At 42.7% G+C, this 19,955-nt stretch carries 18 protein-coding genes; 12 read left to right on the top strand and 6 right to left on the bottom strand.

Features of this window, described 5'->3' with window-relative positions:
• The coding region (locus HYS07_11475; protein ID MBI1871788.1) for a hypothetical protein at nucleotides 1–339 on the bottom strand (339 nt) is incomplete at its 3' end.
• A gap of 58 nt (nucleotides 340–397) precedes the next feature.
• On the opposite strand from HYS07_11475, the gene HYS07_11470 reads away from it, so the two are divergent.
• The 10 genes from HYS07_11470 (at nucleotide 398) to HYS07_11425 (ending at nucleotide 10,283) form a co-directional block, all read left to right on the top strand.
• Nucleotides 398–601, top strand: a complete 204-nt coding sequence (locus HYS07_11470) for a type II toxin-antitoxin system HicB family antitoxin (GenBank protein MBI1871787.1) — start codon at nucleotides 398–400, stop codon at nucleotides 599–601.
• A complete protein-coding gene (locus HYS07_11465; protein MBI1871786.1) occupies nucleotides 598–819 on the top strand; it encodes a type II toxin-antitoxin system HicA family toxin in 222 nt (73 codons plus the stop codon). The genes HYS07_11470 and HYS07_11465 overlap by 4 nt, the downstream gene beginning before the upstream one ends.
• Nucleotides 820–1,241: 422 nt before the next feature.
• Nucleotides 1,242–1,490: a DUF433 domain-containing protein gene (locus HYS07_11460; GenBank protein ID MBI1871785.1), complete on the top strand. Its 249-nt coding sequence runs from the start codon at nucleotides 1,242–1,244 to the stop codon at nucleotides 1,488–1,490.
• 8 nt (nucleotides 1,491–1,498) lie between these two features.
• The gene (locus HYS07_11455; GenBank protein MBI1871784.1) at nucleotides 1,499–1,834 is read left to right on the top strand and encodes a DUF5615 family PIN-like protein; all 336 of its coding nucleotides are present in this window, start codon (nucleotides 1,499–1,501) and stop codon (nucleotides 1,832–1,834) included.
• 1,184 nt (nucleotides 1,835–3,018) lie between these two features.
• Nucleotides 3,019–3,177, top strand: coding sequence for a hypothetical protein (locus HYS07_11450; GenBank protein MBI1871783.1), 159 nt, complete (start codon nucleotides 3,019–3,021; stop codon nucleotides 3,175–3,177).
• A gap of 109 nt (nucleotides 3,178–3,286) precedes the next feature.
• Nucleotides 3,287–3,565 (top strand): hypothetical protein, encoded by a 279-nt coding sequence (locus HYS07_11445; GenBank protein ID MBI1871782.1) that lies wholly within the window; start codon nucleotides 3,287–3,289, stop codon nucleotides 3,563–3,565.
• Entirely contained in the window at nucleotides 3,562–3,810 is a 249-nt protein-coding gene (locus HYS07_11440) for a type II toxin-antitoxin system RelE/ParE family toxin (GenBank protein MBI1871781.1), read from the top strand. The genes HYS07_11445 and HYS07_11440 overlap by 4 nt, the downstream gene beginning before the upstream one ends.
• A 3,912-nt stretch (nucleotides 3,811–7,722) precedes the next feature.
• The gene (locus HYS07_11435) at nucleotides 7,723–7,950 is read left to right on the top strand and encodes a hypothetical protein (GenBank protein ID MBI1871780.1); all 228 of its coding nucleotides are present in this window, start codon (nucleotides 7,723–7,725) and stop codon (nucleotides 7,948–7,950) included.
• A 400-nt stretch (nucleotides 7,951–8,350) separates the two neighbouring features.
• Entirely contained in the window at nucleotides 8,351–8,536 is a 186-nt protein-coding gene (locus HYS07_11430) for a hypothetical protein (GenBank protein MBI1871779.1), read from the top strand.
• Nucleotides 8,537–9,089: 553 nt separating this feature from the next.
• A complete protein-coding gene (locus HYS07_11425) occupies nucleotides 9,090–10,283 on the top strand; it encodes an ATP-binding protein (GenBank protein MBI1871778.1) in 1,194 nt (397 codons plus the stop codon).
• A 20-nt stretch (nucleotides 10,284–10,303) separates the two neighbouring features.
• On the opposite strand, the gene HYS07_11420 is transcribed toward HYS07_11425, so the two are convergent.
• The 4 genes from HYS07_11420 to HYS07_11405 all read right to left on the bottom strand — a co-directional run bounded on the left by HYS07_11420 (nucleotide 10,304) and on the right by HYS07_11405 (nucleotide 16,624).
• The gene (locus tag HYS07_11420) at nucleotides 10,304–11,602 is read right to left on the bottom strand and encodes a hypothetical protein (GenBank protein ID MBI1871777.1); all 1,299 of its coding nucleotides are present in this window, start codon (nucleotides 11,600–11,602) and stop codon (nucleotides 10,304–10,306) included.
• A 169-nt stretch (nucleotides 11,603–11,771) separates the two neighbouring features.
• Nucleotides 11,772–11,999, bottom strand: coding sequence for a hypothetical protein (locus HYS07_11415; protein MBI1871776.1), 228 nt, complete (start codon nucleotides 11,997–11,999; stop codon nucleotides 11,772–11,774).
• A complete protein-coding gene (locus HYS07_11410) occupies nucleotides 11,996–15,583 on the bottom strand; it encodes a 2-oxoacid:acceptor oxidoreductase family protein (GenBank protein ID MBI1871775.1) in 3,588 nt (1,195 codons plus the stop codon). The genes HYS07_11415 and HYS07_11410 overlap by 4 nt, the downstream gene beginning before the upstream one ends.
• Nucleotides 15,584–15,760: 177 nt before the next feature.
• Entirely contained in the window at nucleotides 15,761–16,624 is an 864-nt protein-coding gene (locus HYS07_11405; GenBank protein MBI1871774.1) for an NAD(+)/NADH kinase, read from the bottom strand.
• Between the two features lie 232 nt (nucleotides 16,625–16,856).
• On the opposite strand from HYS07_11405, the gene HYS07_11400 reads away from it, so the two are divergent.
• Complete coding sequence (locus HYS07_11400; GenBank protein MBI1871773.1) at nucleotides 16,857–17,351, top strand: hypothetical protein; 495 nt, start codon at nucleotides 16,857–16,859, stop codon at nucleotides 17,349–17,351.
• A gap of 91 nt (nucleotides 17,352–17,442) precedes the next feature.
• On the opposite strand, the gene HYS07_11395 is transcribed toward HYS07_11400, so the two are convergent.
• Complete coding sequence (locus HYS07_11395; protein MBI1871772.1) at nucleotides 17,443–18,885, bottom strand: hypothetical protein; 1,443 nt, start codon at nucleotides 18,883–18,885, stop codon at nucleotides 17,443–17,445.
• Nucleotides 18,886–19,423: 538 nt separating this feature from the next.
• Here HYS07_11395 and HYS07_11390 point away from each other — a divergent pair.
• Nucleotides 19,424–19,906, top strand: a complete 483-nt coding sequence (locus HYS07_11390) for an Lrp/AsnC family transcriptional regulator (protein ID MBI1871771.1) — start codon at nucleotides 19,424–19,426, stop codon at nucleotides 19,904–19,906.
• Nucleotides 19,907–19,955: the final 49 nt, after the last annotated feature.

Below are 19,955 nucleotides of genomic sequence, written 5' to 3'. Positions count from 1 at the left end.
TTCAAACTCTTTCCGAGTCAAGTGGCCATAGGCATAAGACGCTCTGGGGTAGAATGACTGTTGATGCGGATAGATGATGGGGGGTAAAAGAGGCTGGCCTGTCACTTTGCCTTTTTCACCCCCCAACACCCCCTTCCCAAATTCCGTCCCAGGATGCTCCGTCACCCAGAGATTGGATCGAGTGTGAGCAACGAGCCCCATTATAAAAGTAGACACAATAAGAACAACCGACCAACTCGTTAACTGGCCAACAGGTAACCCGGTCAACTGGCTAACCATCATCATCGGCACAAGGGCTACAAGGCTCATGAATAGAGGGAAGGCGATCTTGTAAAACACCGATTTGGCTTTATATTTAAGGGAAAATGAGTTATCCTTACAAAAAAGGGGTAAAGAGATGAAGCTTAAAATTATATTGGAAGAAGGAGATGATGGATATATTACGGCAAGGGTCCCTTCACTGCCAGGTTGCCACAGCCAGGGAAGAACACAAAAAGAAGCCATGAGAAATATTAAAGAAGCGATTCTTTTATATCTGGAACCCGATCCAAAGGACATCCGCCCAAGAGCTTCCCACAAAGTACTCAGCCTTGCTCTATGAAACCTCCCCTTATCTCCGGCAACGAAGTGATTCGAGCCTTCTTGCGAGCGGGATATCATAAGGTGAGTCAAAGAGGGAGTCACGTAAAGCTTTTTCATCCAGCCCATCAAATTACTTTGGTCATTCCCAACCATAGAGAAGTTGACCGCTGGACGCTCAGAGGGATTATCCGAGATGCCAAGATATCGGTGCAGGAATTCTTGCATCTTTTGAAATAAAATGACATGCGCCTCATCTACATCTTGCACCGCATGCAGCATCACAAAAATTCCTCTTCCCACTACATACCCCCACGGCCCCCAGAAAAAGCCCAGCAGTAAAACAGCCTCTTCAATCCACGGAACAATCCAGTCCTCTATAAAATCCTTGCCGAGCCGCTCCTTCCCTTGACGCACGCGAACCCAATCAATCGGTTTGGCAATCTGGCAGGCGAGCCAGTAAAAGGGAAGACGGGAACCTTTGCCTAGAGAATGTCTTCCCTTCCCAACAGTTCCAAGCGCCTTTCCCAAAGCCATGGCAGGACGATCGTCCCGCCAATCACGGCCCCTGACAGACTCAAAGAGAGGAAAGGCGATATTGTGAACCACCGATTCGGCTTTATATTTTGGAGAAGATGATGTATGATTTTCTCCAGGTAAAAATGGATCGCTTGCTTGACGAATACTTAATGGTTGACCCCCTGATTCACCATGGGAAGCCCTGCTTCCGAGGGACAAGAATCCCTGTCTATATTGTTCTGGAACTTCTTGAAGGCGGAGTAAAATCTGAAGAAATTGTAGGAGAGAATTATTACCCAGAGTTGACGCTTGAGCATATCCGGGCAGCTCTTCATTTTGCCGCTGAATATGCCAAAAACCAGGAATACACACTCTTTCAAAAATCAATCTAGGCCACTCGGTGAAATTTCTTATTGATGAAGATGTCCCTCTTAAAATCCTCAAATTCCTTAAAGGGCTTGGCCATGATGCAATTCGGACAATTCCTTCTACCACAGATCCAGAGTTAGCCAAACTTGCAAAGAGAGAAGAAAGAATACTGATCAGCATTGACAAGGATTTCACCAACACGAGACTGTACCCGCCTGAAGATTTCGACATTATCCACGTCCAAATCCATCCTCCGTACGCAGATAAAATTGTGGAATCCCTTAAAAGGTTATTCGACGAGCTTTCTGAAAAAGAGTTTAAAGGTCTTATTATTCTTCTTGAGTCCGGCCACATCCGAGTAAAATAATCTTGTACCGCATGCAACACCACAAAAATCCCTCTTCCCGCCACATACCCCAAAGGTCCCCAGAAAAAGCCGAGCAGTAGGAAACCCTCTTCAATAAATGGAACAATCCAATCTTCTTTGAAATCCTTGCTCAGCAGTTCTTTCCCTTTACTCACACGAATCCAATCAATCGGTTTGGCGATTTGACAAGCGAGCCAATAAAAGGGGAGAAGGACGCCTTTTTGAAGGCCTGGATCGGCACCAAAATCTGTTTCTTTCCTTCCTCCAAGCGCCAGAATTGCGGCTTGAGCCCAACTAGAACATCCCATAGCCTCTCGCAAGAAACGGAAGGCGCCCTCAATCACACCTGAACTATTCGGCTCTACAACCCCACGAAGTGACAGAATGGTTCCTATACCCAAGGCTACGGCTGCCAAAATTTCTCCCGATTCGTAATGGTTCTTGCTATTCTGCGATCTTTGTTTTAAATCTCGAATCCGATCTAACAGTTCCTCGTGACCATTCTCCAAACCTATTAATTCATAGAAATAAAGTTCTGCATCGCTCGAGAAAGAACCGTCTCCTCGATCAACTAAGCCTTGCAAGAATTTTTTTCGCAATTTGTCCAGAGCCTCATAAGAATTTTTCGGATACTCACGAACGATTTCTGAATCTAAAATGGACACTTGCCATAGTTCTAATTTCCGAAGAAGCTCGACTCCTCTTGGAAAAGACCCTTCTGGAACCAAACCCTCTGCTTCCAACCAATGGGTTACTTCATGCCACAATATAGCTCGAGGTTCTTCTCCTTTAAAAAAGAGGCTTTTCTTAAAGAGATGTGGAACTGCAATTCCATTTCCAAAAATTGCGCTTCTGAAATGAAGCCCCCTTAATGGTTCGATAGGGCCCAGCCATCGACTCACTAAATAAATTAAAAAAAGAAAGGAAGAAATCTGAAGAACAACCCAAGCCCCTTCCCCAAAATCAGATCCCCCGAATAAACACAGAATCATATTTCCTGAAAGACCCAACAACATAGAAATCATAAAAATAGGAAAAGCGTCTAATACACGATGCCCTATCCCAAACGGCTTAATAGAATCAAGAAACTTTTCAAGATTGACCCGCGATTCAATCCCCAATCTCTTGAGGAGAAGTCTCACTTCACTTTTAATAACCTCCCCTTCTTCAGGGGACCAACGATCTTGCCCCAACACCCCCTTCCCAAAATTTGTTCCGGGATGCAAGGTCACCCAACGATTCGATCGGATGTGGGCGGTAAGACCGAGAAGGAAAGAGGGAAGAGGGAGGAAGGACGAGGAGGACATGCCATCCTCCATCCCGAAAGCGATCGCGATAAGTGATGGAATCAGGGCCATGAGGCTCATCAATAGAGGAAAAGCAATTTTGTAAAACACCGATTTGGCTTTATATTGCGAAGGGAATGGGTTATATTTAATGCAAGGAGTAAACATGATTACTGATGCCATCAGAGGACTCATTGAAGAAAAGGTCGTACCGCTTGATTCTTCAAGAATTTCAAAATTTCCTTTTCCAACAAAGGGAATTGTTAGAATTACTGACAAGAAAGGTAAAACCATTGCCATTCTTTTTAGCAAAGAAGCACTGATTGAGTTCGAAGAAGAGTTGGAGGCCGCAAACCCTGCTTTCATCGCTTCTCTTGAAAGCGCAAGAGGCTTGGGTAGAGTTTCAGCAAGAGATATCAAACGGAAAATCGGCCTTTCAAAATGACTTACGACTTTTCCAAACGCGCTGAAAAGGAGCTTCTCAAACTTTCTCCAGACACCCAAGTAAGGATTATCAAAAAGATCGAATCTTGTCTGAAAAAACCCGACCCTTTGAAAGATGCGAAAAAACTTTCTGGCACCCGTAGATCGTATCGGTTTGCTTTTGGGGATTACCGAGTTATCTTTGATTGGGAGGACGACAAAATCTTCATCTTGCGTGTTGGGCATCGTCGCGAAATCTACCGTTGACAGATTCTGGACTGCATGCAGCCCCACAAAAACCGCTCTTCCCGTCACATATCCTAAAGGCCCCCAGAAAAATCCGACCAGCAAAAAAATATCTTCAATAACTGGAACCATCCAATCCTCTATAAAATTCTTACTCAGCGGTTCTTTCCCTTGACGCACACGAACCCAATTAATCAGTTTGGCAATTTGACAGGCGAGCCAGTAAAAAGGCAAAAGGACGCCTTTCGAAAGTCCCTTTACGACCGAAGTGTAAAATTTTTCCAGGTACGTGTTCGGATCACGGTTGACCCCCTCAGCAAATTTCCTGGCCTCTACAAAAGCCCTGATGTCTTTCATTTCTCTTCTTAAAATCTCGGCATCTTCTCGGGCAAGATCCACTTCCAATTTCTTTAATCTCTCCCCTTTCTGATCTTTCTCCGGTAAAAGCTCGTGAATCATTTCGTGAGAAAATCCAGTCAGAAAAAGCGCTCGGCGGTGTGTTTTGTTTTTAATGTTGAGTAGGGCCCGAATGTTGCAATAAAGCTGATGGTCTTTTTTGTGGTTTCCAAAGAGGGCTCGGTAGGCTTCTCTTTTAAGATCTGTTTCACTAAAAGTCTCCCTCAAAACACTTTTCACATCCTCTCTATTTCCATGATGCTTCGCGAATTCTTTAAAATCAGCCCAATGCAATTTGGCAAGAGCCCTGGGCAAATGAAAACATTGAATTTGATCGGGAGTAAAATCAGATAATGCCTTGCCCTGATCAAAAATTTCCTTCTGCCTCGCTCGGCTAAGAATATTGCGAAGTCTCTTTCCCTCATGATAACTTAAGTTTTCTGGTTTAATGTTCAATCGCGTCAGCCATTCCAAATAAGTCCGTTTTGGAAAATTCATCACAACCGCGCAGTAAGGAACATTGCCTCCATTGATTTCTAAAACCCTGATAAAAAAATCCCCCACAACATTTAAAAGGCTTGGATCTGCTTGAGCAGCTTTTAGAAAAGCCGCTGAACTTTCAAATCCGGCGGCTTGGAGCGCTGGTCTTAATTTATAATTCTTATACTTTTTAGCATGGGCTTGCAAAGAAACTCTTAAACGCCTGACCTCGTCACTTTCAACAGTGTTTTTTAATTCCACTATCTTTCCTGTAAATATTTCCGGCGTGAACGCCTTAGCAGGAATGAATATTCTGTCCAGTATTAACTTTGCCACGGAAAGTTTTCCTTTCCCCATCGCAACGTTTGCACGTCCTATCCACTCAGACACTGAAAGTGTTCGAGGCGCAATTTCATTAAAAGTGACAGAAAAAAATCTCCGAAGTATTTCATGTGCTACCCCATTTCTAACAGTCAACCCTCCGCCCGGTTCGCGAACGCAAATTCGTCCATTGGCCAGAATAACGGTTTCTTTAACCCCCCATCGGCGTTCCAAATCCTTTAAAGCCGCCAGTGCAGCAACGATGGGAATGAACTCTGCTTGAAAACCAGCAGGTATTTTTAGTGAGTAAATCCGATGAAAAGTAAAAATGGCACGCAGTTGAGGATCTATAGGAAAACTTACATTAAAGTCCGATAATCCATTGATGCGAACACGTACTTGAGCAGGATCCTTCTCTCCCATAGGAGGAAAAACCATGACCAAATCCCCGGAGTCTGATTTTTTTCGAAGAGAGTTTAGATTGAATTCTAAAGTCTGAACGCTTCTCCCCAAACCATTTGAAAAGGCATAATCGAGGTTTCCTCCCATTCGACCTGAACTTTGAGCATAATCGCTTATTGCATGGGTATAAGCTTCAGCCTCACGATGATATTCGGGCATTCTCTCAAAATCAGCCGTATGCTCTGAAAGTTTTAACTCCGTATTCTCCACCACTTCACTTAAAGTTTCATCGTCCATCCGCCAAAGTTCATGCACCGTGAGAGGGCTTAACACCGAATGACGAAAAACGTGAGGGAGTCGATCCTGAAATTGTTGCATCAACCTTGCCTCATCATAAACCGCCATGCGATGACGGATGCGGGGATCAAGACTCGGATAAGCTTGAGCCAATGTGATTTGCTCATGCGTCTCATGGAAAAATCCCACGAGGGCAAAAATTTGGGCAAGCGTTAATTCTCCGGAGTCAGGAATAGCTAAATCGCCTGAAAGATAAATCCGAAGACGGCCGTCGATAGGACGAGCAAAAGCAGGTAAGTGGGTCTGGTAAAGATTGGGTTGATGATAAAATTCAATTTGGCCAGATCGTACCGCATCTACCAACTCATTCAATTTTAACGCATCTATTCCATTTTCAGGAGAGGCTCGACTTTGGACCTCGCTCAATAAATTAAGAATTGGTGAAAGGGTGTCAACTTCAATAGGCTCTGCACTACACGTTCGAGCAATCCCATTGAGCTCCTCATCCTCCACCGTCCCCGCAATCCCATGGCGGGTTTGAGACGAAGGTAGTTGAGGAACAAGATTTGGAGGAACTTTCAAATCCTTAATTATTTTCTGATAAGACTCATCTGCCTCTTTACCTTTGAACTCTCCACCAAGATATTTCCTTTCTATCTCACCGATAATGCCTCGAAGTGGTGTATCATTTATCGCATTTCGCCACTTTTCAAAAAACTCACGACTTAATGTTTTGGGATGAAGCATTTGAACCGCTGCTATAAGTTCTCCAGCTCTCCCTCCTTCTCCCGCTTCAAAAACTCCGGGAGCTTCCCCTGCCATAATCGCTCGATTGGTTTGTAAAGCAGGTGTTAGAGTGTTTGAAAAACTAGCCTTTTGATACTGCTCTTCTATCTTTTGAAAATAAACCCTTCGATCATCGTGTTGAATGGCCCTTGGGGTAATCACTGCGTATCCAATCCTGGCCTCTTTCAATCGCTCTTTTAATCCTTCCGTATGAAATCCACCCACTACCAAGGCTGCATGAGTCAACTTCTTTTCTTGAATAATCCTGGATACCTTTTGATAAAAAATCTCATCTCGTTCAAGGACTTTTGCATAGAATTTTTGGGCTATTTCGAAGATGTTACCAAAGTCGGGGGATTCATAGTCGATTGCTTTCTTTTGAGCTAACTCGCCAAGTCGAAATAGAAAATCTCTTACAAAGTCGTTCAGGCCTGCTTGGCTCGAGGCCAAAGGCTCGAGGCTCGAGGGGGAAAAAAGACTGCTCGAAGCTCGAGGCTCGAGGCTCGAGGTAAATACTTCTGCTTTTTTTGCTTTTGCTTTTGCTTTTGCTTTTGCTTTTGCTTCGAGCCTCGAGCTTCGAGCCTCGAGCCCGTCCTTTGCCTCGAGCTTCTTTATATCTTCCCTCGTCCCCTCCATCGATATGATTCGCTTTAAAAGCGCAAAATCTTTTTCTAATCTTAAAAGTTTTTTGATTGTTTTCTCATTTGATTTTCCCCTATACGCTAAACGCTCTACGCTATCCGCTCGTTTCTTAACTTCTCCTTCCAGCTTCTCCCATGAGATTCTTTTCATGAGAAACATTTGTTGAATAAAAAGCTTTAAGTTGGGATAGAGTTCCTTTTCTTCTTGCTTTTCCCTCCCCTTAAGACGACCGAGTCCGGGTACCCGCTTTTGGGTGGACGAGGAAGTGGTTGAAGCCGAGAGGCGGAAACCATAAGGGGAGTTGGTGGGGTTATTGTCTTCCTTTGTAACTCCCCCTACCCCTCTTAAATTAAGAGGGGAGATACGTCCGCTATGTCCTGGTTCTAGATATCGATTCAAAAACAAATAATGCTCCTCATCCCCTTCCCTTCCCAGACGATGTTCCAGCACATGCCTCATGACACTTACCATCTCTTCCTTCGAAAGCTTTTTCTCCAATTCGGATAGAAATTGAAGATATTCAGACTCTACTGCCTTCAGATCCATCTTTTTCTCAAGAGTTTGGAGTTTGAGAAATTTTTGAATGGTTGGATACTGTGAAAGCTGAGATTGCTTCGTCCCCAGCCCTTTGTTAACAAAGGGCTGGCTCCTCGCAATGACAGAATCGTGGTCATCGCGAGCGACCGTAGGGAGCGTGGCGATCTCAGCTTTCCCTTCTTCCATCGTCCTTCTTCCATCATCCATCCGTTCTTTTCCTTCCACCTTCGACCTCTTTTTCTGCTTTTGCCTCGAGCTTCGAACCTCGAGCTTCGAGCCTCGAGCCTTGAGCTGCTCTAAATATTCTCCTAAATCAATCTTAAAGTCTCGATACTGCTCCCGCTTCTTCATTAGCTCTAATAATTCCTTCGGATAAATTTTCTTCCTTAAACTTTTAAACGCCTCTTCTAAATTTTCCCATTCATGTGACTGGAATTCCTTCTCTTCCATCAACTGCCCCATAGAAGAAACGTTTTTCCAATACTCATCCACCTCTTCCACGCCCCAACCCTCGACTTGACGGGGATCTGAACTCATCAAAAAAGACTCGGCTCCGGTAATTTCATTTTTTTCTAACCACCGTTTCTGGATTAATTTCAAAGCCTCTTGATCTGGGAAGCCCGTGTAGAGGCTCACGTCCATGGGGCCGGAGGCACCTTCGAGAAAGACGTGAAAGATCTGGCTAGAAGCTAGATGCTGGATGCTATTAAAAACCGCTAAAGGCTGGAGGCTAGAGGCGGAAAAAAGACTGCTCGAAGCTCGAGGCTCAAGGCTCGAGGTAAATGCTTCTTCAGTTTTTGCTTTTGCTTTTGCTTTCGCTTTCGTTTTTGCTTTCGTTTTTGCTTTTGCCTCGAGCTTCGAGCCTCGAGCCTCCAGCCCGTTTTGAGTTTTTGCTTCGAGCCCGTCCTTTGCTTCTAGCTGTTTTAATATTTTTCCAACATTCCTCTGAACTTCCAAATTACAATGAACATCTTCAATGAGAAAAACCAGCGGCCGCCCTTCCAAAATTAAGCGTTCAGTCACTTCACCTATTGTCTGAGGTATATTTAAGCCCTCCAAGGAAAGGGCTGTATCCTGATTTACCTCGGGCGATTGGCCCTGAATCCCCTCACCCGATTGGCCCATCAGTGGCTGCAAATGACCAGACTGGGCCCATCCGCTTGAAAGGGTAAGGTCATAGAGAAGGAAGTTAAAACTAAGGATAATGCTAATCAATTTTTGAATTAATTTCATAACTTATTGGGCCAGAACAAGATAATTTATTTTTTATAAAAAAGATCTTCTCACAAAAATTTCCATAGATTAAGACACCAAAACACCTTAAAAAGTCAAAGATATCTCATAATATCATCAGATTCTATATATTTTACAAATTCAAAATTTAATTTTGAATTTGACATGAATTATTTTACATGTTCTAATGAGTCTCATCAGAAAATATGATTTCAAGATATCTTTCTTTCAAGCTGGCAACACTCTCTAAGGGATTTCCTGCGATTTATGTCACGGGACCGCGACAATCTGGAAAAACGACCCTCGTCAAAGAATTCTTCAAAAATCACCATTATGTTTCTCTGGAAAACCCCAATCTTCTTGAGTTTGCATTGAGGGATCCTACCGGATTTCTTAAAGCCAACCCCGCCCCCTGTATTTTTGATGAGGTTCAAAAAGCGCCTCAACTCTTATCCTATCTACAAGAACTGATCGACGCCAGTCCACTCCCCGGCTCCTGGATTCTCACAGGATCTCAAAATTTCATCCTCATGGAAAGAATCACACAAACATTGGCGGGTCGCTCTGCTATTCTGAGGCTCTTACCTCTTTCCATCTCAGAAATTCTTCACCAGCCATTTCAAGAACCGGTCAAACGATTGACCCAGATTGCAAGCATCCCAAAGCCTAAAGACTCTCTTGAAAAATTTATTTTCAAAGGCTGTTACCCAAGACTTTACACTCAAAAGATTGATCCGCAAGATTGGTACGCTTCTTATGACCAAAGTTATGTGGAACGGGATGTACGCGATGTTTTAAAAATAGGGAACCTGACCACCTTTAGAAATTTTGTCCGGCTATGCGCAGGAAGAAGCGGCCAGCTCTTGAATCTTTCATCTTTAGCAAACGATGCCGGTATCGCACAGCCCACCGCAAAATCTTGGATCAGTATTCTCGAAGCCAGTTCGCTCATTTATCTTTTACCTGGCCATCACAAAAATTTCAGCAAAAGACTTGTCAAAAGTCCAAAGCTTTACTTTCTTGATACAGGCTTACTCTCCTATCTTTTAAAATTGAGATCCGCAGAAGATATTCCACTTCACCCCCTGAAAGGCGCCCTCTTTGAAACCTTGGTTGTCTCAGAATTGGTAAAACTGTTCACCCATGCAGGACAAGAACCACCCCTTTACTTTTGGCGAGACCATACAGGAAATGAGATCGATATCCTGATTGACCTCGGGAAAGAACTTCTCCCTCTAGAAATTAAATCATCTTCGCAAGTCTCCAGCGACCATTTTAAAACAATAAGGTGGTGGTTTAACCTAAAAGACAACTCTCAAGAGCAAGGAATTATTTTTTATGGAGGAGAAAATTCCTATCTAAGAGAGAATTTTATCATACAACCCTGGTTTCAGATTTGAAGCGAGGGTAGAAATAAATACTAATTCTGTTTTCTGGACCTTAAATCGTTGTCAGAAGGATGAGGCGGTGAGGGGCGAGATTGATCATCCTGTCCCATATTTCCGGAAGGACTTTCTCTATGATCGGGCCCTTGTCTTTCTTCTCTTCCTTGAATATTCTGCCGTGTTTCTCCAGCAGGTCTATTCACGTTTAAAGATGGCTTTATTATTTCTCCTTCATGAGGTACTCCCAAATTTTCTCCAGGTCTCAATAAATCTTTTTTCAAAGCCTCTTTAAACCCTTTCATCAAATCTCCCTGATTAAACTCCTTAAACTTTTCTTTCCCCTCTAAAAGAAGATTGTATTTATCTCCATTGAAATTGAGCCTCTCGCCCTTCTCAAAAATTTCGAAAAGTTCTACTCCCCTAATCGTCACCCCTGTTTCTCGAAAAAATCCTTTTCCTGGATGATCAGAACTATTTTCACGAAAAGGTTTAAAAATAATAGGGAGTAGAGTTTCATGCCCTCCCAGATTAAACTGCAGTTCTCCATGATTTAAAAAATCGAGTGTCAACTTCGCCTCTTCCAAAGGAAATTCTTCTGAAGAACGGGCCGCTTGACCTAAAGTGATCACTGTCAGAATCGCTTTGCGTAAAGAAAGATCCACATCCAACGAAACACCCCTGCGAGGATTCCCTACTTCGATAGAAGGATGCCCCTTGTCAGAAAAAATAATTTTTTGAGCAATTTCATCAATGCCAATAGGAATAGGTTCAGGATGAGAAGGATCGCTCACGGGATAAATATAAACAAGATTTTGGAGAGAAGCGTCATTTCCCAAAGGACCCAAAAAACGAAAAAAACCTTTTTCGTTATTTAAATTCTCATTTCCTTTATTTCCTTTTTCTAAACTCTGAAAAGGTTGTTGAAGGTAGCGGTTTTCCTCCAAAGGCTTTTCTGGAAGATCCCATATTTGAATATGACGTTTATCAGAAGATAAAAAGGAGGTGATCATCCCCAACTTCATTTTCCCTTGATTAATTAAATAAAGCGTATTCTCTTTATTCTCCAATGAAAGTTCAAAACGCCCATCGGGTTTTCTTTGTAAGCCATCGAGCACCGTATTCTCTTGGTTCACTCTAGAAATCTTTTCACCCAAAGAACCGCCCCCTTTTACGACAACGACTGCTAAAAGAGGAGGATTCGTAAGCTGATGATCTTTTGAAATTTCTGAAATAGCAGAAGGGAGGGAATCATTGCTACTTAAGGGAAGTCCTAAAAAAAGAAAGCCCACGCCCAAGAGGAAAACTTGACACCTCCTTATCAGGACGTCTTCCATAATCTCTTCTCCATCCCACCACCTCTCGTACCGCTAAAGGCGGGTCCGCCAGCCTGAAGGGCCAACGAGAGGTGATGGGACCATGAAACAATTAAGAAAAAAACCTAGAGAAATCTTACCTATCGAATGAATTTTATAAACACAACATCTGGTTTTATTCTAGCATATTTTAGGCAGTGATAGAAGAGTAAAGCCCCCTGATTTTTTCCCCTTCTATCCTAGCATTTCTCCAAAGAGAAAGTTTGGCCTTGGACATCGTTTTAAAAAGAAAATCATTCACTTCTTCCAACCAGTTCAAGCGATCTTGAGGTGTTGTATTCAAGAAAAAAAGCAACTGATCATGACCCACATCCAGAGAAAAATAATCTCTCATAAAACTACTTTTTCTTTTTCTCATTTTCTTGCTTTTGAGGTTTCCTTCATTTGCGGCAACTTTGAAGTTAGAGAAGAAACTTTTGAAGACATTCCTAGAAGCTCACTGACTTTGAGGCGAGCCTCTTCCATTTTGAGATAACGAATCTGGCGATAACCGCGAACCTCTTCCGGAGTCTTTAAGGCCTGAACGTAAAGTTGATAACTGGATTCGTCATGAAAGTCGAAACGGTCCGTCATCTCGAAATACCATTGACGAAATTCCTTTTCAGGTCGATGCCACTCTGACAAAATTTTTCTTAAAAATTTTAAATGCTTCATGATCCGAAGCTGCCAATTGCGCGTCACAATATCAAACTCAACATTGAATCCAAAAATCTTAAATTGGGGCCGATTGAGATGTCGGTAAATGACCCGATCACCCAACCTTTCATCAATATGATAACGCTCTTTGTCCCTCCCCAATTTTTCTGGGCTCGTTAAAAGATGGGCCACATAGACCTCGTCTTTGATCAACATGACCTTTGCCAAATAAAGGATGACGGCCTTCGTGGCCGCATAATTAAATTCCAACCGGTCTTTGTGATAGAGTGAAAGCACACGATTGACATAGCTTTTTGCATAATCTAAATTCTCGTATTGGATAAGATCATAGACCCGCAGGGCAAAATGCCTTAAGGTTTCATCATCTAAAACCAATTGGGTCAGCGCCCCTTGAACCAACTCGCGATACCCTTGAGAGAGTCTTTTTCCTTTTCTAAAAGTTCTTGCTAACATTTCCTGTTTTTCTTCAAATAAATTTTGAAATGGATGGTGCTTTGAATGAGAAGAAAAAATTTCGGGGGAAAGAATAAACCGCCTCCCTAAATTAAAGGCGGTAATATTTTTCTTTAAATCACCCTGAATGGTGTCTTGAATGGCCGATAAAATACTGTCCAGCCCCAGAGGAAGCAAACCCTTTTGAAAAGCAGATCCGAGCATGACAAGATTAGAATAGAGCTTAGAACCTAAATATTTTTCTGAGAGACTCGAAAAATCAAAACCTTCATATTGATCTCGACAGGTATAAGTTTTAAGCAAAGTCTCCAACTCTGCAATTGAAAAATGATCTATATTCATTAGAGTTCGAATCGTCGGCGTTTTAAATAGATTGATAAAAGCGGTTGTCCGTTCAGGACTCCCCACTCGAATGGGCATTTTAGGATCAATGGCTCTGGCCGCCTCCAAGGCATCGAGTCCCCAAAGTAAATCGGCCTTGCCATTTGGAATCAGGGGCGATACTTTTAAGGGACCTTTGAGAAAGGTAATTTCAGAATAAACACCCCCGTTACGAATGGCCAGTCCTTTCTTGTCGCAAAAAAGAACGTGATAACCTTCCCTCATTCCTGCATGCACCAAAACAGAAGTTAAAACACCAATTCCCATTCCACCCACTCCTGAAATATAAGTCCGCCACTGATCATGAACCCGCCCATGCTGAGGTTGAGGAAAAGACTTAAGATCAATCCCCTTCAGAGGATCTATTGTCTTCTTTGACCGCTTCACAATGACCTTTTCAAAGGAAGGACAGGCCTTGATTTTTGTACAAGCCATGTCCGCTACACAGGTTGAAAGGTCTGTCACAATCTTTGACCCATAATCCGTCTCTTCGACCGTAAGCCCTGGACACCCCGTCGATTTCGTACATTCCAAACAATACTCACATACCTCTGGAGTAATGTTGATAAACTCTTCCTCAGGTAAGTAGCCTTTTTCACGAATCATTTTGGATTTTTCTTTGCGCAGACGACGATGAAAAGTAATTCCACATTCCTTATCGGCAATAATGACCTTTACTCCCTCTTTCAAAATCGTTTCTTCCAAGACCTCACGATATTCTTCACGATAAGCTGGATTCACCCTAAGCACAGGAATTGGCCCCCTGCGTGTCATCCCTCTCAATACCGCTTCAATATCCTGAGCAAAGGTTGGCCGGCCCAAAACATCCGTATCCGATTCAGGCGTGGGCTGATGCCCCGTCATAGCGGTTGTTTTATTATCCAAAATAATATAGGCAATATCCTGGTTATTTTTAATCGAATCCGAAATGGCCGTCATCCCACTGTGAAAAAAGGTCGAGTCCCCCATAAAAACAACCTGTTTGTTTGTAATAAAAGGATCGATCCCAGCCCCTGTCCCGCCTCCCAGGCCCATTCCAGAATAGTTATGCATCAAATCTTGATTGGGCTCAAACATCAACATGGTATAACAACCTGTATCTCCGTGAAAAAGAAGATCAACGGGTTGAGTCTTATGATGCTGCTTCATATAATTAGGATTTCTAAAATCTTTTTTAATATCCAGAAGCACATTGGAAGAATCTCGATGGGGACAACCCGGGCAAAAAGTAGGGGTTCTTACAGGAATCTCTAATGAAAATTTTGAAACCTCTTCAATTAAATCTAATTCTTTCTGAACACGAAGTCTCTCCAGCCCCTCTGGAGGAAAATGAAGAAATAATTCTCCTAACCTCTCAATCAAAATCGATGGATTGAGTCCCCGGGTAGAAGGAATACCGGGTAAGCCATTCGGAAACGATTTTCCCCATATTTTTGGAGGCCGAGAAAAAGATCCCGATTGAAACGCATCTTTTAAAATCAAAGTGATTGCTTCTTCAATGAATCCTCTTCGCTCCTCCACCACAATGACATTTTTAACCTGGCTTGCAAAATCTAAAAAGACATTGGAATCTATCGGAAAAGTTATCCCTAATTTTAAAATGGGAAAACGTCCTTGAAGCCCCAATTCCCACAAGGCATGTTCTAAATAACTATAGGCAAGCCCTGAACTGATAAATCCAAATTCCTGAATTCCCTGAGCGGGATAAAGAAGGGTATTCACTTTTCTTTCGCGGCACGCTTGATGAAGCCTCTGATAACGTTCCTTTAAATCCACCTCCCTGGCTCCCGTTCTGGGAGGAAGAAGAACCGTATCATTGACCGGAATCTTACGGGTATCTAGCTCAATCGGGTGATTCATGTTGTACTTCGGGGATAGATGTCGGGCAACTTCAACAATTCCTCCCCCATCAGCTTGATTGGTGGTCACAAGATAGAGAAGATAAAGATCAGAATCTCTCGAAAGCTCAAAACCTATCTTCACCCAATCCTTCAATTCTTGAAATGTGCTTGGTTCCATGACAGGTAAATGAAGATGCTTGGCAAGATACCGTGAATCGGCAGGAACTTGAGTGCTATCCGACCAGGGATCATCTCCGACCACGACCAGGGCCCCTCCCTTTTTCCCTGACTTCGAAAGATTTCCAATGGCTAGACCATCTGCAGCCACATGAAGGCCCACACTTTTCATGACCGCCATCGCCCGAATGTCTTCCATCTGGGTTCCATTCAGACGGGCAACACTCAGCGCTTCATTATTCGCAAGCTGGGCAAGCACCCCTTCTTCCAAAAGAAGTTCCTTAATCGAAGACGCCACATCAAAAACATCAGCGACCGGAGATCCAGGATAGCCCGTTATAAGGCTCACCCCAGCTTCAAGAGCTCCTTTAATAATGAGCTCATTTCCATTAAAGACCTCAAAACCTTCTTTTTTTATAAATCGTTTATCCATAGATAGTTATACCCAATTTAAATTTATCTTCTGCTTTAATTATAACCTAAACTAGACAAATCCAAAAATCAAAACGCAAAATGACAAATCAAAAATGAAAATTTTTCACAAGACTAGGCATAGATACATTTTGGATTTTAATCTGTCATTTTGCATTTTGCATTTTGATATTAATGACTAACTCCCCATCGTCCCTCTCCAGCCTAACTTCTCCCGAAGAATTTCAAAATAGTGTGAACGATATCGAACTAAAGGAATGGTTCTTTGACTCCTTTCAATCAGAATCGCGTCTCCCTCTTTGAATTCCACACCCAACTGTCCATCGAAGGTAAGTCCCACCATTTCTGAGCTTGACACAAGTTCAATCCGGATTTTCTGATGGCAAGAAAGAACCAAAGGCCGATTGGATAAAGTATGGGGACAAATCGGAGTCAAAATCATCACATCACAATTTGGAGCAACGATAGGCCCGCCACTGGATAATGAATGAGCTGTAGAACCCGTAGGGGTTGCAACAATCAACCCATCTGATTTATAGGTTGTTAAATCATTCCCATTGATAAAAACTTGTAAAGTGAGCATGCGTGAAAGCGCTCCCTTGGTCATCACAACATCATTGAGAACTTCATACACTCCCAGAGATTTTTGCCTTCGAAAATAAGTCACTTGAAGCATCAAACGAGGATCCAGTTCAAAATTTTTTTTCAAAATTTCTGGGAAAGCTTTAAGAAAATCATCCGGAGTAAAGTCCGTTAAAAACCCAATCCCGCCTAGATTCACTCCTAAAATGGGAAGATCTGGCTTTTTAATTCTCTTAACAGCATGAAGCAAAGTACCGTCCCCGCCAAGAACCACTAAAAGATCCGCAGATTTTTGAATCATCTCATCCGTCCGATACAATTCTTTACAGCGAAGGGCTTGAGACAAATGCTTGTCTAAAAAAAATTGAACACCCTTTTTCTTTAAGAATTTCTGAAGAATTTTTTTTACAACCTCCACAACCCGCCCCTTTTGAGGATTAGAAAGAATGGCTATTTTCATTGAATATCCCTTGATTAAACTTGGATTAAAGATTTTATTATATATCTTTTATGTTAGCATTGTATAGAGCATATGCACCTGATTCCACTGGAATAGCAAGTGCTAGTGCAAGAATTTGTAGTCGCCCCATTTATGGGGCCATGTATGGACCGCCCGATAAATCGGGCGACTACAAAACGTGGAGTGATGTTGCCCCGATGCTGAATGATCTTCTAAGCGAAAGAGCTTAATCATGAAAATTCCACTCTCCTCTCAAAAATTCATACTTCAAATGAGCGCTCTCTTTTTCATATTTTCCATCCCCCTATTGACTCAGGCAGATCGCATTGAGAACCTTTTAAAAGAGGGTGAAAACGCGGACGCCCATTTTCAGCTTTGCACAACCCTCATGAATCAGGCCACACAGGATGCAGATAAGGATTTACTCCAAAAGGCCATTACTGAATGCCAAGAAACGATTCATTTGAATCCTCTCCATGGGGAAGCCCACGACAACCTTGCGTATTGTTATTACATCTTGAGAGATTATCAAAAGTCCTATGTTTACTATCGCAAAGCTGAAGTCATGGGAATCAAAAACGAATTTCTAAAAGAGCGTCTCCTCCCTAAAATAAAACCTCCTCCACAAAAACAAAAGAAACCTCCCCTTCCTTCAACTTCCACTCCACAAACTCAAGAAGAGGATGATGATGTACTCGAGAGAGAACTGATGAAAAACGAGGAGTAATAAAAACGGCTTAAAGTTGAAAGTTCAAGGATTTCCAGGCTTGGGTTTTCTTTGAACTTTTAACCTTGAACTTTGAACTGTATTTTTATCCTCACACCTTATTGACATCCATTAACACCACCAAATCATTCATATCATAACCCAGATTGACCTGCCCATTCGATTTATAGGGACTCGTCTGTCCCATTTCAAAGAAATAAATCACCTGATTCTCAGAAAGTTTCATCCTTCGTATACCGTCGGATCCGACCTCTGTATAAGGTTCTACAGATTCTCCCACGCTGATTTGATTCCACAGACCCGGAACAGAGGGAACAACATCCCCATCTTTGAGAACCCAGACCTGACGATCCAAGTCATGACCGGTATCATAGGAGGATTTTGTTTTCTGGACCCAGACCCACTTCCCTTTCTTTTTAACCTTTTCCCAGTATTTAGAAGTCCCCTTAATATCCACAGTTGTCTGAGCTTGATAAGCATCGCTTGTCCAGGCTAATTGTTCAAGTTCTTCAGCCGTCATTCCACCATTCACGCCGCTTCCTCCAACAATGTTCTGGACAATCTCTTCTCCTCCCGGCAAGGTCATCACTGCATCCACATACATGTCATACCAGTTTTCTTGATCAATGGCATACTGCGCTGACAAAATCTGAACATGAAGTGTAGAATCATAATTTAATGAAACCGTCCCTTTGTCCAGATCAAAATCAGAAGCTACGACTGGGGGAGAATCGCTTGGCGTTCCTCCCTGATTTCCAGGGTCACCTGGAGATGTTCCTGGCCCATCATTAATCGGAGGATCCCCGGGCGGAGCAGGATCTTCCCCATTTCCAACACCATTGTTACCACTACTCCCACTCCCATCATCCGTAGAAGGCGGTGTAGAACCTGTATCAGTAGAGCCTGTATCATCTGAAGGAGGTAAAGTTGAGACTTCTGCATCTGAATCAGAGGCTTGAGTTTCCATAGATGAAAAAGGTTCAATCTCCTTAAGCCATATCACGTGCCCATCTGCATAGCTTGCAATCACACCGTGCGCATGTCTTTTTGCCCCTTGATCCGCGTTCTCAAGATAAAGAACATCGCTATCAGCCGTCATCACTGTATCGGAAGGTTCATTAATCGCTTCGTAGTTCCGATTGGTAATGTAGAGATTAATCCCATAAGATACAGGATAAGATCCATCCTCATTGGGTTCCACTTTAGGACAATGCTTAAGATCCGTCACATAATCATAATAGGCCGATGTAAAGAGAGTTTGCGAAGCCAGCAAGGTTGAACCTGGATATTCTGGATTCCACGGTAAATATTTATGGTCTAACTGGCCTAAAGTTGTGGGGAATTTCTCCGTGTCTGTCGCGAATAAAATCATGGCCTTGGCCAGTTGATATTGATTATTAATACACGTCGCCTGTTTAGCCTTGTCTCTACAAATCGTCATCGAGGAAAGAAGAAGACTTGCAACAAACATAATAATCATCATCACCGACAACATTTCTAAAACACTAAAACCCTTTGAATTTGACTTTTTCATTTTCCCATCCTTCCCCCACCTAAAACAGGCTCAAAATAAAAAACCCAACCTTTTCACGAATCAAAAGGTCGGGTTTTATAATAAGGTTTAAGTGCAAGGATTAAAAATTAAGGTGAAGCAACCACACTCACACCCCTTAACTTTTAGCCAATCACTTAAACCCCACTCTCTTGGCAACCCAGCTACCCAAAGACTATTGCTCGCCCTTCATCCCTCATGCTTCGTTTGAATGAACCCATCTCATCCTCGCGAAGAACCCACTCCTCACAACGAGCCGCCTCTTCTTTGGGTCTGTGGCTTTGCCGTCCCAACCTCTCGTCGGAACGCCCTCCGACTCCTCATCGGAGAGGTCCTGGCCTTTCGACCAGTTTGCCTTTTTCAAGCACCACATACACACTCACCAGTTACACCTATACTCTAACACCCGTTCAATAGTAAAATCAAGAAAAAAATGAAATTGACTCTAGACCATTAATACTGATACTTTCAAACGTTCAAAAGATTTTATCTCAACAGTCTGGAATAGAAAGGGTACCCTATGGATCCGATTTTGGAAATTCTGGAAAAAGATGCGCGAACGACTCCTGAAGAAATAGCAAAAATGATCAAAAAAGACATTGTTGAAGTCAAAAAAGCTGTTCGCCAGTATGAAAAAGACCGAGTTATTCTTCATTACAAAACCGTTTTAAATAAAGAGCTTCTGCGCAGCCAAAGTGAGGTTCGTGCGCTCATTGAAGTCAAAGTGACTCCGCAAAGGGACGTCGGCTTTGACTCGCTTGCCAAGAGAATTTATAACTTCCCAGAAGTGAAAAGTTGCTATTTAATGTCCGGAGGCTACGACCTTTTGGTCACAGTTGAGGGCAAAGACCTTCAAACAGTGGCCTCATTCGTTTCGGAGAAACTCTCCACCCTTGAAAATGTTCGTGGAACAGTCACTCACTTTCTTCTTAAAAAATACAAAGAGGATGGAGACGTACTCCAATCTCAAGAAAAAGATAAAAGAATAGCGATTAGTTTTTAAATCAGCTATGAAAAATAGCGTTGTGTTCATAACTCCCCCAACCCCTCTT

This window comes from Chlamydiota bacterium, assembly GCA_016178055.1.
Taxonomy (GTDB): domain Bacteria; phylum Auribacterota; class JACPWU01; order JACPWU01; family JACPWU01; genus JACOUC01.
This window is presented reverse-complemented; position numbering and strand designations above follow the sequence as displayed.

What these genes read in the sequence shown, in the direction of transcription:
- HYS07_11470 (MBI1871787.1), top strand. Translation starts at nt 398, where the DNA reads ATGAAGCTTAAAATTATATTGGAAGAAGGAGATGATGGATATATTACG.
- HYS07_11465 (MBI1871786.1), top strand. Translation starts at nt 598, where the DNA reads ATGAAACCTCCCCTTATCTCCGGCAACGAAGTGATTCGAGCCTTCTTG.
- HYS07_11460 (MBI1871785.1), top strand. Translation starts at nt 1,242, where the DNA reads ATGGATCGCTTGCTTGACGAATACTTAATGGTTGACCCCCTGATTCAC.
- HYS07_11445 (MBI1871782.1), top strand. Translation starts at nt 3,287, where the DNA reads ATGATTACTGATGCCATCAGAGGACTCATTGAAGAAAAGGTCGTACCG.
- HYS07_11440 (MBI1871781.1), top strand. Translation starts at nt 3,562, where the DNA reads ATGACTTACGACTTTTCCAAACGCGCTGAAAAGGAGCTTCTCAAACTT.
- HYS07_11430 (MBI1871779.1), top strand. Translation starts at nt 8,351, where the DNA reads ATGCTATTAAAAACCGCTAAAGGCTGGAGGCTAGAGGCGGAAAAAAGA.
- HYS07_11425 (MBI1871778.1), top strand. Translation starts at nt 9,090, where the DNA reads ATGATTTCAAGATATCTTTCTTTCAAGCTGGCAACACTCTCTAAGGGA.
- HYS07_11420 (MBI1871777.1), bottom strand. Translation starts at nt 11,602, where the DNA reads ATGGAAGACGTCCTGATAAGGAGGTGTCAAGTTTTCCTCTTGGGCGTG.
- HYS07_11415 (MBI1871776.1), bottom strand. Translation starts at nt 11,999, where the DNA reads ATGAGAAAAAGAAAAAGTAGTTTTATGAGAGATTATTTTTCTCTGGAT.
- HYS07_11410 (MBI1871775.1), bottom strand. Translation starts at nt 15,583, where the DNA reads ATGGATAAACGATTTATAAAAAAAGAAGGTTTTGAGGTCTTTAATGGA.
- HYS07_11405 (MBI1871774.1), bottom strand. Translation starts at nt 16,624, where the DNA reads ATGAAAATAGCCATTCTTTCTAATCCTCAAAAGGGGCGGGTTGTGGAG.
- HYS07_11400 (MBI1871773.1), top strand. Translation starts at nt 16,857, where the DNA reads ATGAAAATTCCACTCTCCTCTCAAAAATTCATACTTCAAATGAGCGCT.
- HYS07_11395 (MBI1871772.1), bottom strand. Translation starts at nt 18,885, where the DNA reads ATGAAAAAGTCAAATTCAAAGGGTTTTAGTGTTTTAGAAATGTTGTCG.
- HYS07_11390 (MBI1871771.1), top strand. Translation starts at nt 19,424, where the DNA reads ATGGATCCGATTTTGGAAATTCTGGAAAAAGATGCGCGAACGACTCCT.